Below are 18182 nucleotides of genomic sequence, written 5' to 3' on the forward strand. Positions count from 1 at the left end.
CATGCCCATTTCCGTCGGCCAGGATACCGCCAAGACCCGCAAGACGCTGCAGGTCGGGGACCAGTCGGTCTCGTACTATTCCATTCCCGCCGCGCAGGAGGCCGGGCTCGGGGATTTCTCGAACCTGCCCGCAGCGCTGAAAGTGGTGTTGGAGAACATGCTGCGGTTCGAGGATGGCGGGCGGACCGTCTCGGTCGAGGACATCAAGGCTTTTGCCGACTGGGCGTCGCAGGGCGGGCAGAACCCGCGCGAGATCGCCTACCGCCCGGCCCGGGTCCTGATGCAGGACTTTACCGGCGTGCCCGCCGTGGTCGACCTTGCCGCGATGCGGGACGGGATAGTCGGGCTCGGCGGCGATGCCGAGAAGATCAACCCGCTCAACCCGGTGGATCTGGTCATCGACCACTCGGTGATGATCGACGAATTCGGCAATCCGCGCGCGTTTCAGATGAATGTGGACCGTGAGTATGAGCGCAATCTGGAGCGCTATACCTTCCTCAAATGGGGGCAATCGGCCTTCAACAATTTCCGCGTTGTCCCGCCGGGCACCGGGATCTGCCACCAGGTGAACCTGGAATATCTCGCCCAGACCGTCTGGACCGATACGGATCAGGACGGGGTCGAGGTGGCCTACCCTGACACGCTGGTGGGGACGGACAGCCATACGACCATGGTCAACGGAATGGCAGTGCTCGGTTGGGGCGTTGGCGGGATCGAGGCCGAGGCGGCCATGCTCGGCCAGCCGATCTCGATGCTGATCCCCGAGGTGGTGGGCTTCGAGCTGACCGGCGAGATGATGGAGGGGACCACGGGCACCGATCTCGTGCTGAAGGTGGTCGAGATGCTCCGCGCCAAGGGTGTGGTCGGCAAGTTCGTCGAATTCTACGGCGCCGGGCTCGACACGCTGCCCCTCGCGGACCGCGCCACCATCGCCAACATGGCCCCGGAATACGGCGCAACCTGCGGCTTCTTTCCGATCGATGGCGAGACCCTGCGCTACATGCGCACCACGGGCCGCGACGAGGCGCGGATCGCGCTAGTCGAAGCCTATGCCAAGGAGAACGGGCTGTGGCGCGGGGCAGATTACGCACCGGTCTATACCGATACCCTGCATCTCGACATGGGGACCATCGTGCCCGCAATCTCGGGCCCGAAGCGGCCGCAGGATTTCGTGGCGCTGACCGATGCCAAGACCGCCTTCGCCCGCGAGATGGCCGAGACCTTTGACCGCCCCATGGACAAGACCGTCCCGGTCAAGGGCGAGGATTACACCATGGCCTCGGGCAAGGTCGTGATCGCCTCGATCACATCCTGCACCAACACGTCGAACCCCTATGTGATGATCGGCGCGGGTCTTGTGGCGCGCAAGGCGGTGGAGCTGGGGCTGGACCGAAAGCCTTGGGTGAAAACCTCGCTGGCACCGGGTTCTCAAGTGGTGTCGCAATATCTGGAGGCCGCGGGCCTGCAGGAGGATTTCGACAAGATCGGCTTCAACCTCGTGGGATATGGCTGCACCACCTGCATCGGCAATTCGGGGCCGATCCAGTCCGAGATTTCCGAGGCGATTGCCGAGGGCGATCTGGTGGCCACTGCCGTGCTCTCGGGCAACCGGAACTTCGAGGGCCGGATAAGCCCGGATGTGCGCGCGAACTACCTCGCCTCCCCGCCGCTGGTGGTGGCCTATGCGCTCGCCGGGACGATGGATATTGACCTCACCTCAGAGCCCATCGGCACGGGCAAGGACGGGCAGGACGTGTTCCTCAAGGACATCTGGCCCAGCACGCAGGAGATCGCCGAACTGGTTGAACAGACCGTCACCCGCGAGGCGTTCCAGACGAAATACGCCGATGTCTTCAAGGGTGACGAGAAATGGCAGAGCGTCGAGACCACGGACAGCCTGACCTATGACTGGCCCGCCAGCTCGACCTATGTGCAGAACCCGCCGTATTTCCAGGGCATGGGTGCCGAGGCCGGGACGATCCGCAACATCGAAGGGGCCAAGGTTCTGGCCATTCTCGGCGACATGATCACCACCGACCACATCTCGCCCGCGGGCTCGTTCAAGGAAAGCACGCCCGCCGGGCGCTACCTCACCGAGCGGCAGGTGCAGCCGCGCGAGTTCAACTCCTATGGTTCCCGGCGCGGCAATCACGAGATCATGATGCGCGGCACCTTCGCCAATATCCGCATCAAGAACGAGATGCTGGATGGGGTCGAGGGCGGCTATACGCGCGGGCCGGACGGGGACCAAACCTCGGTCTTCGAGGCCGCCATGGCCTATCAGGAGGCCGGCACGCCCCTGGTGATCTTCGGCGGCGAGCAATATGGCGCGGGCTCCAGCCGGGACTGGGCGGCCAAGGGCACGAGCCTCTTGGGTGTGAAGGCGGTGATCGCCGAAAGCTTTGAGCGGATCCACCGCTCCAACCTTGTGGGGATGGGGGTCATTCCGTTTGAATTCACCGGCGGCGACACCCGCAAGAGCCTCGGCCTGAAAGGCGATGAGACGGTGAGCATCACCGGGCTCGAAGGCGAGATCGTGCCCCTGTCGGAAATGCCCTGCACCATCACCTATGCGGATGGGACCACGCGCGAGATCCAGTTGAAATGCCGGATCGATACGGAGGTGGAGATCGAATATATCGAGAATGGCGGCGTGCTGCATTATGTGCTGCGCAACCTCGCCAAATCCGCAGCCTGACACCGCTTGGGCAGGGCGCCCGTCATGCGCGCCCTGCCCGGTTCCGGGCGTTGTTCGGCCCGGGGCCTCTGCGGGGCTCAGACGCGGCGCGAGCCGCGCATCCCAGCGCCGCCCAGCAGACCGAGCCCGGCCAGCATCAGCCAGGCCGCCGCCGGCAGCGGGATCGGCGCGACGTCGACCGATGCGATCTTGAAGTTCACATCAAGCCGCGAGCGCTCGGGCGGCAGCGCCCCGTCAAACACGGCCGTCACGTCGCCGGTCAGGGTCCAGCTGTCATCAAAGGCCAGATCGGTCACCGCGAGATAGTTGGCATTGGCCGAGCCGCCGCCCACATAGCCCAGATCCGGGATCGCCATGCCATTGATGAGCATGTTGCTCAGGGTGATCGTGTTGGTGTCATCCTCGCTGCGGGCGCGGATGAACAGCGTATCGATCGCATCGAACGCATCCGGTGCCACCATCGTGGTCGAGCTCGCCGAGGCGCTCTGGGTGGTCAGGCTGAGGGACAGGCTGTCGGCCAGGGCGTCATAGGCAAAGGTGAAATCCACCGCCTCGCCGCTGGTCCAGGCCCATTGCTGGACATCCTGCGGGCTGCCCGGCGGGTTCTGAACACCGACTTCCCAATCGCCGCCCAGACCGGCGGTCCCGCCCCGGATCTCGCCGACGGCGGCCTCACAATCGGTATTCGACACGCCCTGATTGCACTGGGCATTGAAGGTGCTGTCGCCGACGAAACTGCTGGTGGTGGCTGCCTGACCCAGGCTGGATCCGAGCAGAAGGGCCGCGGTGGTCGCGGCAATCTTTATATACATCATCACACTCTCTGATACTTAACACCCCTCTGGTTAATAAAAGGAGGGATTTGAGTCAATTCTGACAGAGGGCATGGTTAACCCGCGCGGATCAGGCCTCGGCCAAAGCGGGCCGGATGTAGTCGCGCACGGTGTCGGACAGCACGGGCCCCGCATATCGCAGCAGGATCCGACCTTCGCCATTGAGGACGTAGGTCTCGGGCAAGCCGGTCAGGTTCCAGTCCCGATAGGTCGCCATCGTGCCATCGGACCCGAGCTTGGTGAAGGGGGAGCCCAGCTCGGCCAGAAAGGCGAGACTGTCAGCCTCGAGATCGCGATGGGTGATCCCGTGGATCGGGATCCCCTCGGCGGCCAAGCCCATCAGGGCCGGATGCTCTGCCCGGCACGGCGCGCACCAGCTCGCCCACCAATTGACCAGCTTGGGTCCCGGCGCCTTGAGGTCGGGATAGGTCAGAAAGGGTTGATCCCGCAGGGGGCCCAGGGTCAGCGGCGGTGCCAGACGCCCTGCCCGCGCACCGGGCTCCGGCTCCGGGGGCGCTGGCTGCATCAACAGTGACGATGAGAGGTAGCCTGCTCCGGCGCTGAGCGTGACCGCGCCGCCAAAGAGCAGGAGGTTACGCCTTTTCATTCGCCTCTTTGCGCGCCTTCTCGAACGCCCGCAACTGCGCGCGGACTTTGCGTCCCTTGGCGATGGTCAGTGCCACGAGGATCCCCAGAAGGGTCAGCGACACCAGATAGGCCATGGAGACCTCGAACGCGTATTTCCCGAGATCCGGCATCACGCGGACTGCCGTTCCCGCAGGCGCAGCGCCGACAGACGCCGGGTCCGGATCTCGGTCCGGGTGCGCAGCAACAGCAGCGTCACAAAGAGCAGGACAAACCCGGCAAGGCAGAAGAGCAGCGGCTGATAGAACACGTCCGCCACGTTCTTTTCCTTGTCCAGCGACAAGGACGCGCCCTGATGCAGGCCCTGGTTCCAGAAATTCGCCGCGTAGCGGCTGAGCACCGCAAAGACCGAGCCCACAAGACACAGGATCGAGGTCAGATCGGCCGCCGTGTCAGAATTCTCGATCGCGGACCAGAGCGCGATATAGCCCAGATAGAAGAGAAACAGGATCAGGAAGGAGGTCAGGCGCGGATCCCATTCCCACCATGTGCCCCACATGGGCTGGCCCCAGATCGCCCCGGTAAAGAGCGCGATCAGCGTCATCACCACGCCGATGGGTGCCGCGGCCTTGGCGGCCAGAACCGAGACATGGTGCCGCCGGATCAGCCAGATCAGCGAGGTGACCAGCATCATCACCCAGATATTGATCGCCATCATCGCCGAGGGCACGTGGAGATAGATGATCTTCACGGTGGATCCCTGACGGAAATCATCGGGCGTGAAGAAGAAGCCCCAGACAAGACCGACCAGCAGGCAAATCGCCGTCAGGCCCGCCGTGTAGGGCAGGATTGCAGCCGAGGTCTGCATGAACTTCTTCGGATTGGCGTATTCCCAGAGTGACATGAGCTCGAAGGTAGGGTGCTGGCGCGAGGGTCGCAACGCGACAAAAGCCGCGTTGCCTAGCGCAGGTTGATACGGATTGCCGCAGCCGCCGCGAAGGGCAGCAGCGCGATGGTGCCGAGGGTGATCCCCGCCAGCATGAGAAGCGGGGTCGAGATGTCGAAACCGTCCACCGCCCGACGCACGGTTTCGGCCCCGAAGATCAGCGTCGGCACATAGAGCGGCAGCACCAGCAGCGACAAGAGAAGCCCGCCGCGTTTCAGCCCTACGGTCAGGGCCGCGCCGAAGGTGCCGATCATGCTCAGGGCCGGGGTCCCGACGGCCAGCGAGATCACCAGCCAGGGGAACCCTGCCGGGTCGAGGTTCAGCAGCACCGCCAACACCGGCGCCAGCAGCGTGAGCGGCAGCCCCGTGGTCAGCCAATGGGCCAGCGCCTTGACCGCCACCAGACCCTCCAGCGGCAGCGGAGCCGTGACCAGCAGGTCGAGCGAGCCATCCTCGAAGTCGAGTTGAAAGATCCGGTCGAGGGACAAAAGGCACGCCAACAACGCCCCGACCCAGAGCACCCCGCTCGCCACTTCGCTCAGGATCCCCGTATCCGGGCCGACCCCGAACGGCACCAGCACCGTCACGATCAGGAAAAAGGCGAGGCTCAGGCCAAAGCCTCCGCCCGCCTTGACCGCTAGGGCCAGATCCCGGAGCAGGAGCGCCTTCACAGGAAGGCCTCGTCGATCTCGGCTTCCTCGGCGGGGGCCGCAGCCTTGTAGGGCGCGAGATCCAGCACCCGCGCCTCGATCCCCAGCTCGATATGGGTCGCCATCAGGGCCATGCCCCCCGTGGCCAGATGCCCGGAGATCATCTCTCCAAACAGCGCCACATTGGCCGCATCCAGCGAGACCGTCGGCTCGTCCAGGATCCAGATCGGGCGCCCGGTGACCATCATCCGCGCCAGACCTAGCCGGCGTTTCTGCCCCGCCGAAAGGTCCTGCGCCTGCCGGTCCGCGAGCGGGCCAAGCGCATAGAGGTCCAGCGCCGGGGCGATATCGGCCACCCCGTAGACCTGCGCCCAGAAGGCGAGGTTCTGGGTGACGGTGAGCGGCCCTTTCAATCCGTCCGCATGGCCCGCATAGGCCATGGCATCCTCGGGCGCGTCCACCTGCCCGGCCACGGGTGGCTGCAGCCCGGCAATCGTGCGCAGAAGGGTCGTCTTGCCGATCCCGTTCGGGCCGCGCAGCACGACCGCCTCGCCGGGGGCAAGCGCAAAGCTCACCCCTTCGATGACGGTCAGGCCGCCGCGCTGGCAGCTCAGGTTTTCGACACGCAATTCCACGGCTTGGGCTTAGCGGATGCACGCATTCCGGGAAAGCGATTTCCTCAGGGCGTCTCGACCACGGGCAAGAGCGCGAGACCGACCCGGCGTCCCTCGGACAAAAGCACGTTATAGGTCCGGCAGGCCGCCGGGCTGGACATCACCTCGAGCCCGATCCCCTGCCCCTCTACCGCGTCGCGGAACCCGGCGGGCGCATGGGCGATCTCGGCCCCCATGCCGAGAAAGAGCACGTCGATCTCTTCGGCGTTGACCGGGCCCAGATCCTCCAGCCCGCCCCAGCGCTGCACCCCGGCGGGCGAGAGATAGAGCGCGCCCTGATGCACCTCACCGCCCACACGAAAGAAGCCGGGGCCATAGCCCTCGACCGGCTGGGCGTCGGAATAGACAACTTCGTTCAAGCGCATGGCGGCTCCTTCAGAATTCGATCGGCAGGCCGAGGATCGCGGCGGCTGCGATAATAACATAGGCGGTGACGCGGTATAGCCCGGCGCGCGCGGGCGTGAACAGCATCCGCCCCACTGTGGTGCCGATGGCATAGGGGATCAGCAGGAAAAGCCCAAGGCTCACCGCGCTCGGCGGGACCGCGCCCTGCAGCGCCATGACCGGCAGGAAGGCGAGCGAGCTGAAGGTCAGCACGATGATGGTATTGGCCCGACTGCGGGCGGCCTCGTCCTGCCCGCCGAGCTGAAAGAGCACCATCACCGGCCCGTTGAGCCCCGTGGCTCCGCCGAGAAACCCGACACCCGTACCCACCGACAACCATGTGCGCGGCCCCGGCGCACGGGTGTAGCGCAGCCCCGCGATCAGCGCGATGAGCGTCGCGATCACCACACCCGAAACCGCCCATTGCAACACCGCGCCCGAGCTGTGATTCAACACCCAGACTCCGGGAAAGGTCGCCAGCACTGCCGCGGCCAGCATCGTCCCCGCCGCCTTCAGATCAGCGGCGCGCAGCGCCCCGGGCACAACCGTGAACACCGATGACAGGGCCGATAAAGAAAACGCCCCCACCGCGAGGGAGGGGGCGATGAAGATCGTCGCCAGCGGCATGAAGATCAGCGCTGCGCCAAACCCGGCAAACCCGTAGATCAGGCCCGCCAGCGCCGAAATCCCGCAGAGCCAGAAAAGGCCGGGCGTTGCCAGCCCGGCCTCCAGCATCTCAGGCATCGATATTGGCGTATTGGTTGCCCTTGTTGGCATCGGGCTTCGACCAGTCCCGCTTCACTCCGAGATAGAGCAGGATCGCCGAGGCCACGAAGACCGAGGAATAGGTTCCGATGATGACGCCCCAGATCATGGCAAAGACAAAGCCCCGGATCACATCCCCGCCGAGGATATAGAGCGAGATCAGCGCCAGCAGCGTGGTCACAGAGGTCATGACCGTCCGGCTGAGCGTCTCGTTGATCGACTGGTTGAGCACCTCCATCAGGGTCTTCTTCTTGTACTTGATCAGGTTCTCGCGCACCCGGTCGAACACGACCACCGTGTCGTTGAGCGAGTAGCCCACGATGGTCAGCAGCGCCGCGATGATCGCGAGGTCAAACCGGATCTGCAGCAGGCTGAACACCCCGATGGTCAAGAGCACGTCATGGACCAGCGCCGCGACCGCCCCGACCGAGAACTGCCATTCGAAGCGCAACCAGATATAGAGCAGCACCGCCCCGATCGCGAGCACCACGGCGATGATCGCCGACTGGATCAGTTCCCCCGACACCTTGGGCCCCACGCTCTCAACGCTGGGAAAGGTCATGTCCGGATAGACCGACTGGAGCGCGCCCTCGATGGCGAGGATGGTCTCCGGTGTCACACTCTCCTGCCCTTCCTGGGCCTCGATGCGGACCATGGCCACGTTGCGCTCGGGGCCGAAGGTCGGATCGAACACCTCGGTGATCGAGATATCCCCCAGATCCAACGAGCCGATGGCGTCGCGATAGGCGCCTACATCGACCGCTTGCGTGCTCTCGGTCCGGATGGTCGTCCCGCCCCGGAAGTCGATCCCGAAATTCAGGCCGACCACGGCGAAGATCACGATGGCCGCGATGACGGCGGCAACAGAGGCCCCGAAAGTGACCTTCCAGTAGCGGAAGAAATCATAGGAGGTCTCGGTGGGAACTAGCTTGAGACGCATGGCTCAGACCTCGATCGTTTTGGGGCGTTTGCGCTCGAACCACATGATTACGAGCAGACGGGTGACGAAGATGGCCGTGAAGACCGAGGTCAGGATGCCGAGACCCAGCGTGATCGAGAAACCGCGCACCGGACCGGAGCCCATCACGAACAGGATCACCGCCGTGATGAAGGTGGTGATGTTCGCGTCGAGGATCGCGCTCAGGGCCTTCTCATAGCCGAGCTCGATCGCCCGGGCCGGGCCACGCGCGGTCTTGAGCTCTTCGCGGATCCGCTCGAAGATCAGGACGTTGGCATCCACCGCCATCCCGATGGTCAGCACGATGCCCGCGATCCCTGGCAGGGTCAGGGTCGCGCCGATCATGCTCAGCAAGCCGAAGATCAGACCCACATTGATGATGAGCGCGATATTGGCGAAAACCCCAAACAGGCCGTAACTCAGGAACATGAAGAGCAGCACACCCGCAAAGGCCACGAGACAGGCGATGGTGCCTGCATCGATGCTGTCTTGCCCGAGCTCTGGGCCGATGGTCCGTTCCTCGAGAAAGATCATCTCGGCGGGCAGTGCCCCGGCCCGCAGCAGAACCGCGAGCTGGGTGCTTTCCTCAACCGAGAAACTCCCCGTGATGATCCCCGAGCCGCCGGGGATATGGGACTGGATGACCGGGGCCGAGATGACCTCGCTATCCAGCACGATGGCAAAGGGCAGGCCGATATTCTCGGCCGTGTAGTCGCCAAAAAGCCGCGCGCCCGTGGGGTTGAACCGGAAGTTCACCGCCGGGCGGCCGTTCTGGTCAAAGGCCGGTTGCGCATCGGTCAGCTGGTCGCCGGAGACGACCGGCGTCTGTTCGAGGATGTAATAGGTGTTCGGCTCGTCGATCGAGGGCAGCAGCATGTTGCGCGGCCCCGGCGCGGCGTCGGCGTCGCCGGTCCGGTTGACCACCGGGTGGAAGGTCAGGCGCGCGGTGGTGCCGATGATTTCCTTGAGCTCGGCGGCCGAGCCGATCCCCGGCACCTGGATCAGGACCCGGTCCTCGCCCTGACGCTGGATCGTGGGCTCGCGGGTGCCGACCTCGTCCACGCGGCGGCGGATGATCTCGAGGCTCTGCTGCAGGGTCCGGTCATCGGTCGCCTGCCGCTCGGCTTCGGACAATTGCACAATGAGATCAGCACCTTCGAAGGAGACCTCAATGTCCGTGGACCCGACCCCCGTAAGCGAGGTCACCGGCTGCGCCAGACCGCGCACGATGGCGACGGCGCGGGTGATCTCGGCAGGTTCCGAGATCCGCACGCGGAGCTGGTCGGGCGGGCTGTCCTGACGCCGGATGGTCCCGATCGTCGCGCGGGCCTCGCGCAGGGCGTCGCGGACATCGGGCCAGAGCCCGTCCATCCGGTCCGCATAGACATCGGCCACCTGCACCTCGGCGAGCAAATGCGCGCCGCCGCGCAGGTCGAGCCCGAGATTCACAAGGCTCGACGGCAGGATATCGGGCCACTGGCCCAGATCCGCTGCGATTTCCCCCGTCTCGGCCGCGCCGGCCTCGACCAGCTTGGCGGCGTCATTATGGGTCTCGACCCGGCTGTAGAACGCGTTGGGCATCGCAAAGGACAGCCCCAAAAGGACCAACCCCCAGATAACCACCCGTTTCCAAAGGGGAATTTGCAACATGTCTGGATCAGCTCGCCGGTTCGGTCTTGGTCAGAACCTGCTGGATCGTGTGGCGCACCACGCGCACCTCGGTGCCGGACGCGATCTCAACCTTGACCTCGTTGTCATCGACAACCTTGGTCACCTTGGCGATCAGGCCGCCTTGGGTCACGATCTGGTCCCCGCGCCGCAGCGCCTCTACCATCGCCTTGTGTTCCTTCACTTTTTTCTGCTGCGGACGGATCAGCAGGAAATACATGATGGCAAAAATCAGGATCAGCGGAATGAAGGAGGTAAAGGCCCCTCCGGCGCCCGCGGCCTGGGCGTAGGCAGGTGTGACGAACATGAATGTCCCCTCGGTCAGAAGCTCTGTTTAGGGCGGCCCCCCGCCCGGTCAATCGGCGCGCACCGTATAGACGGGCCCACCGGCATTCAAGGCAGATAAGGCGCGCGCGGGGCCGCAGCAAGCACCGAAATCCAGCGTCTGCGCCGCGTCGGCTTTCTGTCGGACATCTGTCGGGCATGTGTCGGGCAAAATGTCGGACCCCCAAATGTTGTGTTTTGACCGACAATCCGCGAGGTTGGGCGCATTGGTTGAGGTGATGTAGGCGGGCGCAGAGAATGGACAGAGTCGAAGAGATTCTCAGCACGCCGCCCGTCGCGCCCCTGATCGGGTTCGCGGCGCTCCTGCTGCTGGCGCTCTGGATTCTCAACACCGCCGCGCGTCCTGCGCCCAAGCAAGCCGGATTGCGATCATGGCTGCGCGCGAACTACTGGCTCGCGATGGTGCTCGCGGGTCTGAGCCTCGGTGGCTTGGCCGCGATTTTCTATCTGGTGGAAATCGGCATTTCTGTCCGCGCCCTTGTCGATCGATTGGTCACGGCGGCATCAGATCCGACCACCGACGCGGAGGACCTGCGCAATCTGGCGACGGCAACCGCAGTGCTGCTCGCGGCGCTGGCCGCCGCCGCGACCCTTGTCTTCCAACTTGTGCGCGTCTGGGTCACGGAGCGGCAGACGACGACCGCCGAGCAGAACCTGATCACCGCTCGGATCAACGAGGCGGTGGCAGGGCTCGGCGCAGAGAAGGTCGTCAAAACCCTGACCCAAGGCGCCGATGGCGAGGCCCGGGTCGTCGAGCGGAGCGCACCGAATATCGAGGTGCGCGTGGGCGCGATCCTGTCGCTGGAGAGGATCTCAATCTCCAACCCGCCGGACCATGTGCGGATCATGGAGATCCTGTGTGCCTATGTGCGGGAGAACGCCTGTATCGTTCCGATCAAGGAAAATCCGTCTGAACCTGAGGACTGGAAACAGCGCACGGACACGCAAATGGCGCTGACCGTGCTTGGGCGGCGCGGGCCGGACAAGATCACTTTGGAGCAAGCCAGAGGCTACGCTCTCGACCTGCGCGGGGCGGATGTGCAGCTTGCGGATATGTCAGGAGGGGCATGGCAAAAAGCCCGCCTGTCCGATGCCCTGATGGCGCGCGCCCTCCTCTTCAACGCAAACTTGCAGGGGGCCAACCTCGAGGACGCGAACTTGCAGGGGGCCGACCTCAGGGGCGCGAACTTGCAGGGGGCCAACCTCGTATACGCGAACTTGCAGGGGGCCGACCTCTGGGCCGCGAACTTGCAGGGGGCCTACCTCGAGGGCGCGAAGCTCAACTCTGCCGATCTGATAAACTGGACAATTGCGCGCACGTTTCTCAGATCGGCAGAGTTTGCAGCCAGTCAAAACCTGTCACAGGACTCTGTCAATTCGGCTTTTGGTGTCGCGTCAGGGATTGGGCAGACGGTCTTACCGGACGGGGTCACGCCCCCCGCCCATTGGCACATTGCCGAAGATGCGCAGGATGACAGCGGCGCGCATCTTGAGGCGGCCTGGGACGCCTACGAAGACTGGCTCGCGTCTCTTCCCGAGGACACGGACGACACTTCCCCCTAGCCCTCAGCGGGACACCGCGCCCTGATCCCGGCCACGCCGCGGAGCATGGCATCTCGTTCGCATTTTCCCCTGTCCAACGACAGGCTGACCGGGCGGCCGCGCCCCGCCGTATATCGACCGCGACCAGCGGCTGACCGACCCGGGTGACCGGGTTCAGCGCGGCAGTGACGGGCCAGCGGGGCGCCCGGGGACGTTAACCATTTGTTAGGCAATTCTTTGACAGGGCCGCGATGCCCAACTAAGCATCGATTGTGTCTTGTAACGATTTTTTGAGGAAAATCCCATGCGAAATCTTCTCGCGGCTGCGGCCGCATGCTTTGTCCTGCCGCTCGGCGCCCATGCTGCCAGCGTCACCGTCAACCTGACCCCGGGGACGCTGTTCACGACCGATGCGATCGGCGGGTTCGCGACCACAGGCGGTGACATGGACGGCATGCTCGTCACGGGCACCTTCGCGGGCGGCGCCAGCGAGACACTGACCTTCAACGGCACGGGCGGGACCGCCGGATCGACCGGTGCGGGCAGCTTCAGCGTCGCTCTGAACGGCAACAGCTTCACCTCCAGCTGGTCCGTCAACGTCTCCTCGGGCCTTCTGACCTCTCTGCAGCTGCAGGGCGCGCCGGGCGACACGATCTTCGACGTGGCGACCTCCCTCGCGGGCGGCAGCACCGAGAACAGCGAAAACGGACGGACGTTTGAAGAGACGTCCAATCTGTCCGGCGCGATCGTTGCGACCTACTCGAACAACGTCGCTCTGACCGGGGACGCGCCCGTGGGCGATCTCTACGAGTCGCTGTTCATCGACCTGTCGGGGCTCGCCGGGGGCGGTCTGTCCAGCACGCAGACCCTCGCCTTCCGCGCGGATACCGACAATGCCGCCGCCGGGTCCTCGGTTGTTCCGGCAATCCCGCTGCCGGCGTCCTTCCCGCTCATCCTGGCCGGTCTCGGCGCTCTGGGTCTGACGCGGAAGCGTCGCAAGGCCTGATCGTCGCCCCCCGGGCAAGCGCTTCTCCATGGGGAGCGGTCCGGGGGCATGAACGCTCTGAATGCGTGAGTGAAAAAGCAGCGTGCCGCCCCGAGCGGCGCGCTGTTGTTGTTTGGGCCTGGCGCGGTCCTGTCCGGGCGCGCCTTGGCTGGGGCGCTGAGCCTTGCTGATGGCCTCCAGCGCCCTCCGGCGGCTGCGGGGCGCGCACCCTGCCCCTAGCCCTCGGCGGAAATCTCGGCCATATACCCGGCGACGGCCCGTTGTGGGACCGCCACGGCCAATTGAGGACTGCCCGCCATGCATGATATCCGCCAGATCCGCGAGACCCCGGAGGCGTTTGACGCCGCTTTGACCCGCCGGCCCGGTGTGTCTGCGGTCTCGTCCGAGATCCTCGCGCTGGATGCGGCGCGGCGGGCCAAGATCCTCGCCGCGGAGACCGCGCAGGCGGAGCAGAACGCGGCCTCCAAGCAGGTCGGTGCGGCCAAGGCCAAGGGGGACGAAGCGGAGTTTGAGCGGCTGCGGGCTCTGGTCGGTGCCAAGAAGGCCGAGGTGGCCGAGCTCAAACACGCGGCGAGCCTCGACGACGCGGCGCTGACCGACCGGTTGATGGAAATCCCGAACCTGCCCTTCGACGACACGCCCGAGGGCGCAGATGAAGAGGACAATGTCGAGATCAAGCGCTGGGGCGATCCGCGCGCGTTCGATTTCGCCCCGAAAGAGCATTACGAGCTGCCCTCGGTCACCCCGGGGATGGATTTCGAGCTGGCGGCGAAGCTTGCAGGCTCGCGCTTTGTGGTGCTGTCGGGAGCCGTGGCACGGGTGCATCGGGCGCTCGCGCAGTTCATGGTCGACACCCATGTGGAAGAGAACGGGCTGACCGAAACGTGGACGCCCGTGCTGGTGCGCGAAGAGATGATGCTCGGCACCGGGCAACTGCCGAAATTCGGCGAGGACAGCTATCAGACCCGCGAGGGCTGGTGGCTGGTGCCGACGGCGGAGGTGACGCTGACCAATATCGTGAACGGCGCGATCGTCGAGGAAAGCTATCTGCCGCGCCGCTATGTGGCCCACACCCAGTGTTTCCGGTCCGAGGCGGGCTCGGCGGGGCGGGACACGGCGGGGATGCTGCGCCAGCACCAGTTCGAGAAGGTCGAGATGGTGTCGATCACCAAGCCCGAAGACAGCCGCGCCGAGCTCGACCGGATGACCGGCTGCGCCGAGGGGATCCTCGAGGCGCTTGGCCTGCCCTATCGCACCATCGTGCTCTGCACCGGCGATATGGGGTTCGGCGCGCGGCGCACCCATGACATCGAGGTCTGGCTGCCCGGGCAGGACACCTATCGCGAGATCAGCTCGGTCTCGGTCTGCGGCGATTTTCAGGCGCGCCGGATGAATGCGCGCTTCAAGCCGCAGGGCGGGGGCAAGCCGGAATTTGTCCATACGCTGAACGGATCCGGGCTGGCGGTCGGGCGCTGCCTGATCGCGGTGCTGGAAAACGGGCAGCAGGCGGACGGCTCCGTGGATCTGCCCGAGGCGCTGCACCCCTATCTGCGCGGCAAGACGCGGATCGACGCGACCGGTACGCTGGTCTGAGCCGGGCGGGGGCTGCAAAGCCCCTGCCCCATTGCCATTCCCGCGCGCGCCCCTAGGCTTTGGCCAAAGACAGGGCAGCACAGGCGGGCATGGCATGGACAGACGGATTTTCGCAGCGGGTCTGGCGGCCTTTGCGCTTGCAGGATGCGGCGGGCCGCCGCCCGCGACACGGGTGACGCAGGCCGGCGGCTTGCCCGACGATCTGCGCCCCGCCCCCAATGCCAGCTATGATGCCTGGGTCAGCCGGTTTCGCGCCCGTGCGGCGGATCAGGGGTTCTCGCAAGACCTGCTGCGGCGGGCCTTTGCGGGCACGGGCTATCTGCCCGGGGTCGTGCGCCGGGATCGCAACCAGACCGAGTTCACCCGCACGCTGGAGGATTACCTCGCCATCGCCGTCTCGGAGGAGCGCGTCAGCAAGGGGCAAGCGGCCTATGCCACCCATCGCGACACGCTGGAGGCCATCGCCGCGCGCTACGGCGTGCCCGCCCATGTGGTCACGGCGATCTGGGGGCTCGAAAGCTTCTACGGTGACCGGCGCGGCGATGTGCCGGTGATCTCGGCCACCTCGACGCTGGCCTTTGACGGGCGGCGGGGCGCGTTCTTTGAACAGCAACTGGTCGCGGCGCTGCGGATCCTTGAGAATGGTGACACCACGCCCGGCAATCTGGTCGGCAGTTGGGCGGGCGCCATGGGGCATACGCAGTTCATTCCGACCTCTTACGAGGCCTTCGCGGTGGATTTCACCGGCGATGGGCGGCGGGATATCTGGGCCGAGGATCCGAGCGATGCGCTGGCCTCGGCGGCGGCCTATCTCGACCGCAATGGCTGGGTCAGCGGGCAGTCCTGGGGCCGCGAGGATCCGAGCGGCAGTCTGCAGCCGCAGCCGGGGGGGCCGCGCTTTGCCACAACGCGCAACTTCGCGGTGATCAAGCGCTACAACAACTCGGATGCCTATGCGATCGGCGTCGGGCACCTGTCGGACCGGATCCTGGGCGGACCGCCCCTGCGCCAGCCCTTTCCGCCCGACGCGAACGGGCTGACCAAGGCCGACCGGGTCGCCCTGCAGGAGGGGTTGACGGCGCGCGGGTTTGATACGGGCGGCGCGGATGGGGTGATCGGCCCGAACAGCGAGGCCGCGATCCGCGCCTATCAGGCCAGCCGGGGCCTGCCGGTGACCGGCGTGCCGTCGCTGGAGCTGCTGCGGATGCTCGGCTGAGGCTCAGGCCAGCCGCACCCCGGTCCCGGTCAGCCGCGCCTCGGATGTCGCGCGCGCCCCGGCGGCCAGCGTTCCGGCGGTCACGACCGTGACGTCATAGCCCCGCTGCCGCGCCGCGAGCGCGGTCTTGAGCACACAGTAGTTGAAATCGAGCCCGACGATCCGCAGGGCCCCCACGTCGAGCTCGGACAGGAGCGGATCCAGCGCGCCGGTCTCGAACCCGTCCTGCACCCGCTTGACCAGCGTGTGCTGGGCGGCCCCGGCAAAGGGCGCGGCGATCTCGGTTCCGGGGGAGCCCGGCAGCGCCTGCCCCTTCATGAAGAGCCGCGCGAGGGTCTTGGTCTCGGGCTGGGACCATTCCTGCCGGATCGCGATGATGGGCAGGTTTCGGGCCCGCGCCTCCGCGATTTCCTGCCCGATGGCGTCGATGGCGCGGGTTTTGTCGGCCTCGGCATAGGCGCCACCCTCCCAGAACACGGTCTGCAGATCGACCAGCAGGAGCGCCGTGCCCGGGCGCGGGCCAATGGGCGCGCCGGTGCTGAGCCGTCCGATGCGCCAGGTGCCGTAGCAGAGCCAGAGAAAGCCCGCGAGGAGCAGGCCGAGGAGGAGATATACCAGCGTCATGGCCTGTCCTTTGCGTGGGATTTGAGCCGGGTGGTCAGGGTCTGCACGATGCGCAGGGCGGCGGCGACCTCGGTCGGGTCGAGATCCGCGCCGATCCGGTCGACCAGCGCGCGCTCGCGCGCGATCACCCCATCGATCAGCGCGCGCCCGGTCTCGGTCAGGCTCAGCAGGGGCGAGCGTTTGTGGCGCGGGTTCGCGCGCGGCTCGGTCAGCCCGGCGGCGCCGGTCTCGTTCACCATGAGCTGCACGTATTGGCGTTTGATCTCAAGCCGTTGGGCGATCTCGGGCACGGTCTGATCGCCATGGGCGTGGAGCATTTCCAGAACGGCGCGCATCCGCACGGTAAGGCCCGTGCCGGAAAGCCCCGCCTCGACCGAGGCTTCCGCCGCCTGCATCAGGGGGCGGGACATCCAGATCAGGGAATAGAGAGAGGAGTCAGTCACAATGACAATGCAGATGTCATTATGACATGCAGGATGTCAAGATGAACCGAACTGCGCGGTCAGCGCCCCAGCACACGCATCCCGCGATCGATCCCGTCGAGGGTCATGGGGACCATGCGCTCGGGCCCGAAGACCTGCTGGATCATCTCGATGGACTGGGTGTAGCGCCAGTGCCGCTCGGGCACCGGGTTCAGCCAGAGATGGTTCGGCCATTGGTCGCGCAGCCGTTCGAGCCAGACATAGCCGGCCTCGGCATTCCAGTGCTCATTCGCGCCGCCGGGATGGGCGATCTCGTAGGGCGACATGGAGGCGTCCCCGACGATGATGCATTTGTAGTCCGACCCGTAGGTGCGCAGGATTTCGAAGGTGGACATCTGCTCGGACCAGCGGCGGCGGTTGTCGCGCCAGACGCCCTCGTAAATGCAGTTGTGGAAGTAGAAATACTCCAGATGCTTGAACTCGGCGCGGGCGGCGGAGAAGAGCTCCTCGACGAGCTTGATATGGGGGTCCATGGAGCCGCCCACATCGAGAAACAGGAGGACCTTGACCGCGTTGCGCCGCTCGGGCCGGGTCTGGACGTCGAGATAGCCATGCTCGGCCGTAGAGCGGATTGTACCGTCGAGATCGAGCTCATCGGCGGCCCCGTCGCGCGCCCATTGGCGCAGGCGTTTCAGGGCGACCTTGATGTTGCGCGTGCCGAGCTCGACCGTGTCGTCGAGGTTCTTGAAGGCGCGCTTGTCCCAGACCTTGACCGCGCGCTGGTGGCGGCTGCCCTCCTGCCCGATGCGCACGCCTTCGGGGTTGTAGCCATAGGCGCCGAAGGGCGAGGTCCCGGCGGTGCCGATCCACTTGTTGCCGCCCTGATGGCGGCCCTGCTGTTCCTTGAGGCGCTCCTTGAGGGTCTCCATCAGCTTGTCGAAGCCACCGAGCGCTTCGATCTCGGCGCGTTCTTCGTCGGTCAGGTGCTTTTCGGCGAGCTTCTCGAGCCATTCGCGCGGCAGGTCCACAGACTCGAGCACCTGCTCCACCGTGATCTGCTCCAGCCCCTTGAAGGCGGCGGCGAAGGCCCGGTCGAACCGGTCCAGATGCCGCTCGTCCTTTACCATGGCGCAGCGTGCGAGATAGTAGAACGCCTCGGGGTCGTAGACCGCCATACCCTTGCCCAACCCTTCGAGGAAGGTCAGGTATTCCCGCAAGGAGACCGGCACGCCGCCGGTCCGAAGCTGGGTGAAGAAGGGCAGGAACATGGGGG

General features: G+C 65.7%; 19 protein-coding genes. 5 read left to right on the forward strand and 14 right to left on the reverse strand.

Going from position 1 to position 18182, the window contains the following annotated elements:
• Position 1: 1 nt before the first annotated feature.
• Positions 2 to 2698, forward strand: coding sequence for an aconitate hydratase AcnA (acnA, locus tag ACP150_RS00100; RefSeq protein ID WP_424964487.1), 2697 nt, complete (start codon positions 2 to 4; stop codon positions 2696 to 2698).
• 77 nt (positions 2699 to 2775) lie between these two features.
• Here acnA and ACP150_RS00105 read toward each other — a convergent pair whose 3' ends face one another.
• The 11 genes from ACP150_RS00105 to yajC all read right to left on the reverse strand — a co-directional run bounded on the left by ACP150_RS00105 (position 2776) and on the right by yajC (position 10468).
• Complete coding sequence (locus ACP150_RS00105) at positions 2776 to 3513, reverse strand: choice-of-anchor W domain-containing protein (protein WP_424964488.1); 738 nt, start codon at positions 3511 to 3513, stop codon at positions 2776 to 2778.
• An 88-nt stretch (positions 3514 to 3601) separates the two neighbouring features.
• Entirely contained in the window at positions 3602 to 4138 is a 537-nt protein-coding gene (locus tag ACP150_RS00110) for a redoxin family protein (protein ID WP_424964489.1), read from the reverse strand.
• Entirely contained in the window at positions 4125 to 4289 is a 165-nt protein-coding gene (ccmD, locus tag ACP150_RS00115; protein WP_424964490.1) for a heme exporter protein CcmD, read from the reverse strand. Before ccmD ends, ACP150_RS00110 begins: the two co-directional genes overlap by 14 nt.
• The gene (locus tag ACP150_RS00120; RefSeq protein WP_424964491.1) at positions 4289 to 5020 is read right to left on the reverse strand and encodes a heme ABC transporter permease; all 732 of its coding nucleotides are present in this window, start codon (positions 5018 to 5020) and stop codon (positions 4289 to 4291) included. The genes ccmD and ACP150_RS00120 overlap by 1 nt, the downstream gene beginning before the upstream one ends.
• A gap of 56 nt (positions 5021 to 5076) precedes the next feature.
• The gene (ccmB, locus tag ACP150_RS00125) at positions 5077 to 5733 is read right to left on the reverse strand and encodes a heme exporter protein CcmB (protein ID WP_424964492.1); all 657 of its coding nucleotides are present in this window, start codon (positions 5731 to 5733) and stop codon (positions 5077 to 5079) included.
• A complete protein-coding gene (ccmA, locus tag ACP150_RS00130; protein WP_424964493.1) occupies positions 5730 to 6347 on the reverse strand; it encodes a heme ABC exporter ATP-binding protein CcmA in 618 nt (205 codons plus the stop codon). Before ccmA ends, ccmB begins: the two co-directional genes overlap by 4 nt.
• Positions 6348 to 6391: 44 nt before the next feature.
• Positions 6392 to 6751, reverse strand: coding sequence for an Mth938-like domain-containing protein (locus ACP150_RS00135; protein WP_424964494.1), 360 nt, complete (start codon positions 6749 to 6751; stop codon positions 6392 to 6394).
• A gap of 10 nt (positions 6752 to 6761) precedes the next feature.
• A complete protein-coding gene (locus ACP150_RS00140) occupies positions 6762 to 7514 on the reverse strand; it encodes a TSUP family transporter (protein WP_424964495.1) in 753 nt (250 codons plus the stop codon).
• A complete protein-coding gene (gene secF / locus ACP150_RS00145; protein ID WP_424964496.1) occupies positions 7507 to 8475 on the reverse strand; it encodes a protein translocase subunit SecF in 969 nt (322 codons plus the stop codon). The genes ACP150_RS00140 and secF overlap by 8 nt, the downstream gene beginning before the upstream one ends.
• A 3-nt stretch (positions 8476 to 8478) precedes the next feature.
• Positions 8479 to 10143 carry a protein translocase subunit SecD gene (gene secD / locus ACP150_RS00150; RefSeq protein WP_424964497.1) on the reverse strand — a complete coding sequence of 555 codons (1665 nt, stop codon included), beginning with the start codon at positions 10141 to 10143 and terminating at the stop codon, positions 8479 to 8481.
• Positions 10144 to 10150: 7 nt separating this feature from the next.
• Complete coding sequence (gene yajC, locus ACP150_RS00155) at positions 10151 to 10468, reverse strand: preprotein translocase subunit YajC (protein ID WP_424964498.1); 318 nt, start codon at positions 10466 to 10468, stop codon at positions 10151 to 10153.
• A 275-nt stretch (positions 10469 to 10743) separates the two neighbouring features.
• Here yajC and ACP150_RS00160 point away from each other — a divergent pair, with 275 nt between their 5' ends.
• From ACP150_RS00160 to ACP150_RS00175, 4 genes are all read left to right on the forward strand, one after another.
• On the forward strand, positions 10744 to 12069 hold the full coding sequence (locus tag ACP150_RS00160) for a pentapeptide repeat-containing protein (protein WP_424964499.1): 1326 nt from the start codon (positions 10744 to 10746) through the stop codon (positions 12067 to 12069).
• 283 nt (positions 12070 to 12352) lie between these two features.
• On the forward strand, positions 12353 to 13054 hold the full coding sequence (locus ACP150_RS00165; RefSeq protein ID WP_424964500.1) for a VPLPA-CTERM sorting domain-containing protein: 702 nt from the start codon (positions 12353 to 12355) through the stop codon (positions 13052 to 13054).
• Positions 13055 to 13351: 297 nt separating this feature from the next.
• Positions 13352 to 14647 carry a serine--tRNA ligase gene (gene serS, locus ACP150_RS00170; RefSeq protein WP_424964501.1) on the forward strand — a complete coding sequence of 432 codons (1296 nt, stop codon included), beginning with the start codon at positions 13352 to 13354 and terminating at the stop codon, positions 14645 to 14647.
• A gap of 94 nt (positions 14648 to 14741) precedes the next feature.
• Positions 14742 to 15863 (forward strand): lytic murein transglycosylase, encoded by a 1122-nt coding sequence (locus tag ACP150_RS00175; RefSeq protein ID WP_424964502.1) that lies wholly within the window; start codon positions 14742 to 14744, stop codon positions 15861 to 15863.
• A gap of 3 nt (positions 15864 to 15866) precedes the next feature.
• Here the strand turns inward: ACP150_RS00175 and ACP150_RS00180 are convergent, their stop codons facing one another.
• The 3 genes from ACP150_RS00180 to ACP150_RS00190 are packed head-to-tail and all read right to left on the reverse strand — an operon-like array spanning position 15867 to position 18177.
• The gene (locus ACP150_RS00180) at positions 15867 to 16487 is read right to left on the reverse strand and encodes a cysteine hydrolase family protein (RefSeq protein WP_424964503.1); all 621 of its coding nucleotides are present in this window, start codon (positions 16485 to 16487) and stop codon (positions 15867 to 15869) included.
• Positions 16484 to 16930: a MarR family winged helix-turn-helix transcriptional regulator gene (locus ACP150_RS00185; RefSeq protein WP_424964505.1), complete on the reverse strand. Its 447-nt coding sequence runs from the start codon at positions 16928 to 16930 to the stop codon at positions 16484 to 16486. The genes ACP150_RS00180 and ACP150_RS00185 overlap by 4 nt, the downstream gene beginning before the upstream one ends.
• Positions 16931 to 16989: 59 nt before the next feature.
• Entirely contained in the window at positions 16990 to 18177 is a 1188-nt protein-coding gene (locus ACP150_RS00190; protein ID WP_424964507.1) for a vWA domain-containing protein, read from the reverse strand.
• Positions 18178 to 18182: the final 5 nt, after the last annotated feature.

The organism is Dinoroseobacter sp. S375, assembly GCF_049800775.1.
GTDB lineage: Bacteria > Pseudomonadota > Alphaproteobacteria > Rhodobacterales > Rhodobacteraceae > Dinoroseobacter.

Excerpts from the sequence above, each read along its gene's own strand:
- acnA (WP_424964487.1), top strand. The coding sequence starts at position 2 with ATGCCCATTTCCGTCGGCCAGGATACCGCCAAGACCCGCAAGACGCTG.
- ACP150_RS00105 (WP_424964488.1), bottom strand. The coding sequence starts at position 3,513 with ATGATGTATATAAAGATTGCCGCGACCACCGCGGCCCTTCTGCTCGGA.
- ACP150_RS00110 (WP_424964489.1), bottom strand. The coding sequence starts at position 4,138 with ATGAAAAGGCGTAACCTCCTGCTCTTTGGCGGCGCGGTCACGCTCAGC.
- ccmD (WP_424964490.1), bottom strand. The coding sequence starts at position 4,289 with ATGCCGGATCTCGGGAAATACGCGTTCGAGGTCTCCATGGCCTATCTG.
- ACP150_RS00120 (WP_424964491.1), bottom strand. The coding sequence starts at position 5,020 with ATGTCACTCTGGGAATACGCCAATCCGAAGAAGTTCATGCAGACCTCG.
- ACP150_RS00135 (WP_424964494.1), bottom strand. The coding sequence starts at position 6,751 with ATGCGCTTGAACGAAGTTGTCTATTCCGACGCCCAGCCGGTCGAGGGC.
- ACP150_RS00140 (WP_424964495.1), bottom strand. The coding sequence starts at position 7,514 with ATGCCTGAGATGCTGGAGGCCGGGCTGGCAACGCCCGGCCTTTTCTGG.
- secF (WP_424964496.1), bottom strand. The coding sequence starts at position 8,475 with ATGCGTCTCAAGCTAGTTCCCACCGAGACCTCCTATGATTTCTTCCGC.
- secD (WP_424964497.1), bottom strand. The coding sequence starts at position 10,143 with ATGTTGCAAATTCCCCTTTGGAAACGGGTGGTTATCTGGGGGTTGGTC.
- yajC (WP_424964498.1), bottom strand. The coding sequence starts at position 10,468 with ATGTTCGTCACACCTGCCTACGCCCAGGCCGCGGGCGCCGGAGGGGCC.
- ACP150_RS00160 (WP_424964499.1), top strand. The coding sequence starts at position 10,744 with ATGGACAGAGTCGAAGAGATTCTCAGCACGCCGCCCGTCGCGCCCCTG.
- ACP150_RS00165 (WP_424964500.1), top strand. The coding sequence starts at position 12,353 with ATGCGAAATCTTCTCGCGGCTGCGGCCGCATGCTTTGTCCTGCCGCTC.
- serS (WP_424964501.1), top strand. The coding sequence starts at position 13,352 with ATGCATGATATCCGCCAGATCCGCGAGACCCCGGAGGCGTTTGACGCC.
- ACP150_RS00175 (WP_424964502.1), top strand. The coding sequence starts at position 14,742 with ATGGACAGACGGATTTTCGCAGCGGGTCTGGCGGCCTTTGCGCTTGCA.
- ACP150_RS00180 (WP_424964503.1), bottom strand. The coding sequence starts at position 16,487 with ATGACGCTGGTATATCTCCTCCTCGGCCTGCTCCTCGCGGGCTTTCTC.
- ACP150_RS00190 (WP_424964507.1), bottom strand. The coding sequence starts at position 18,177 with ATGTTCCTGCCCTTCTTCACCCAGCTTCGGACCGGCGGCGTGCCGGTC.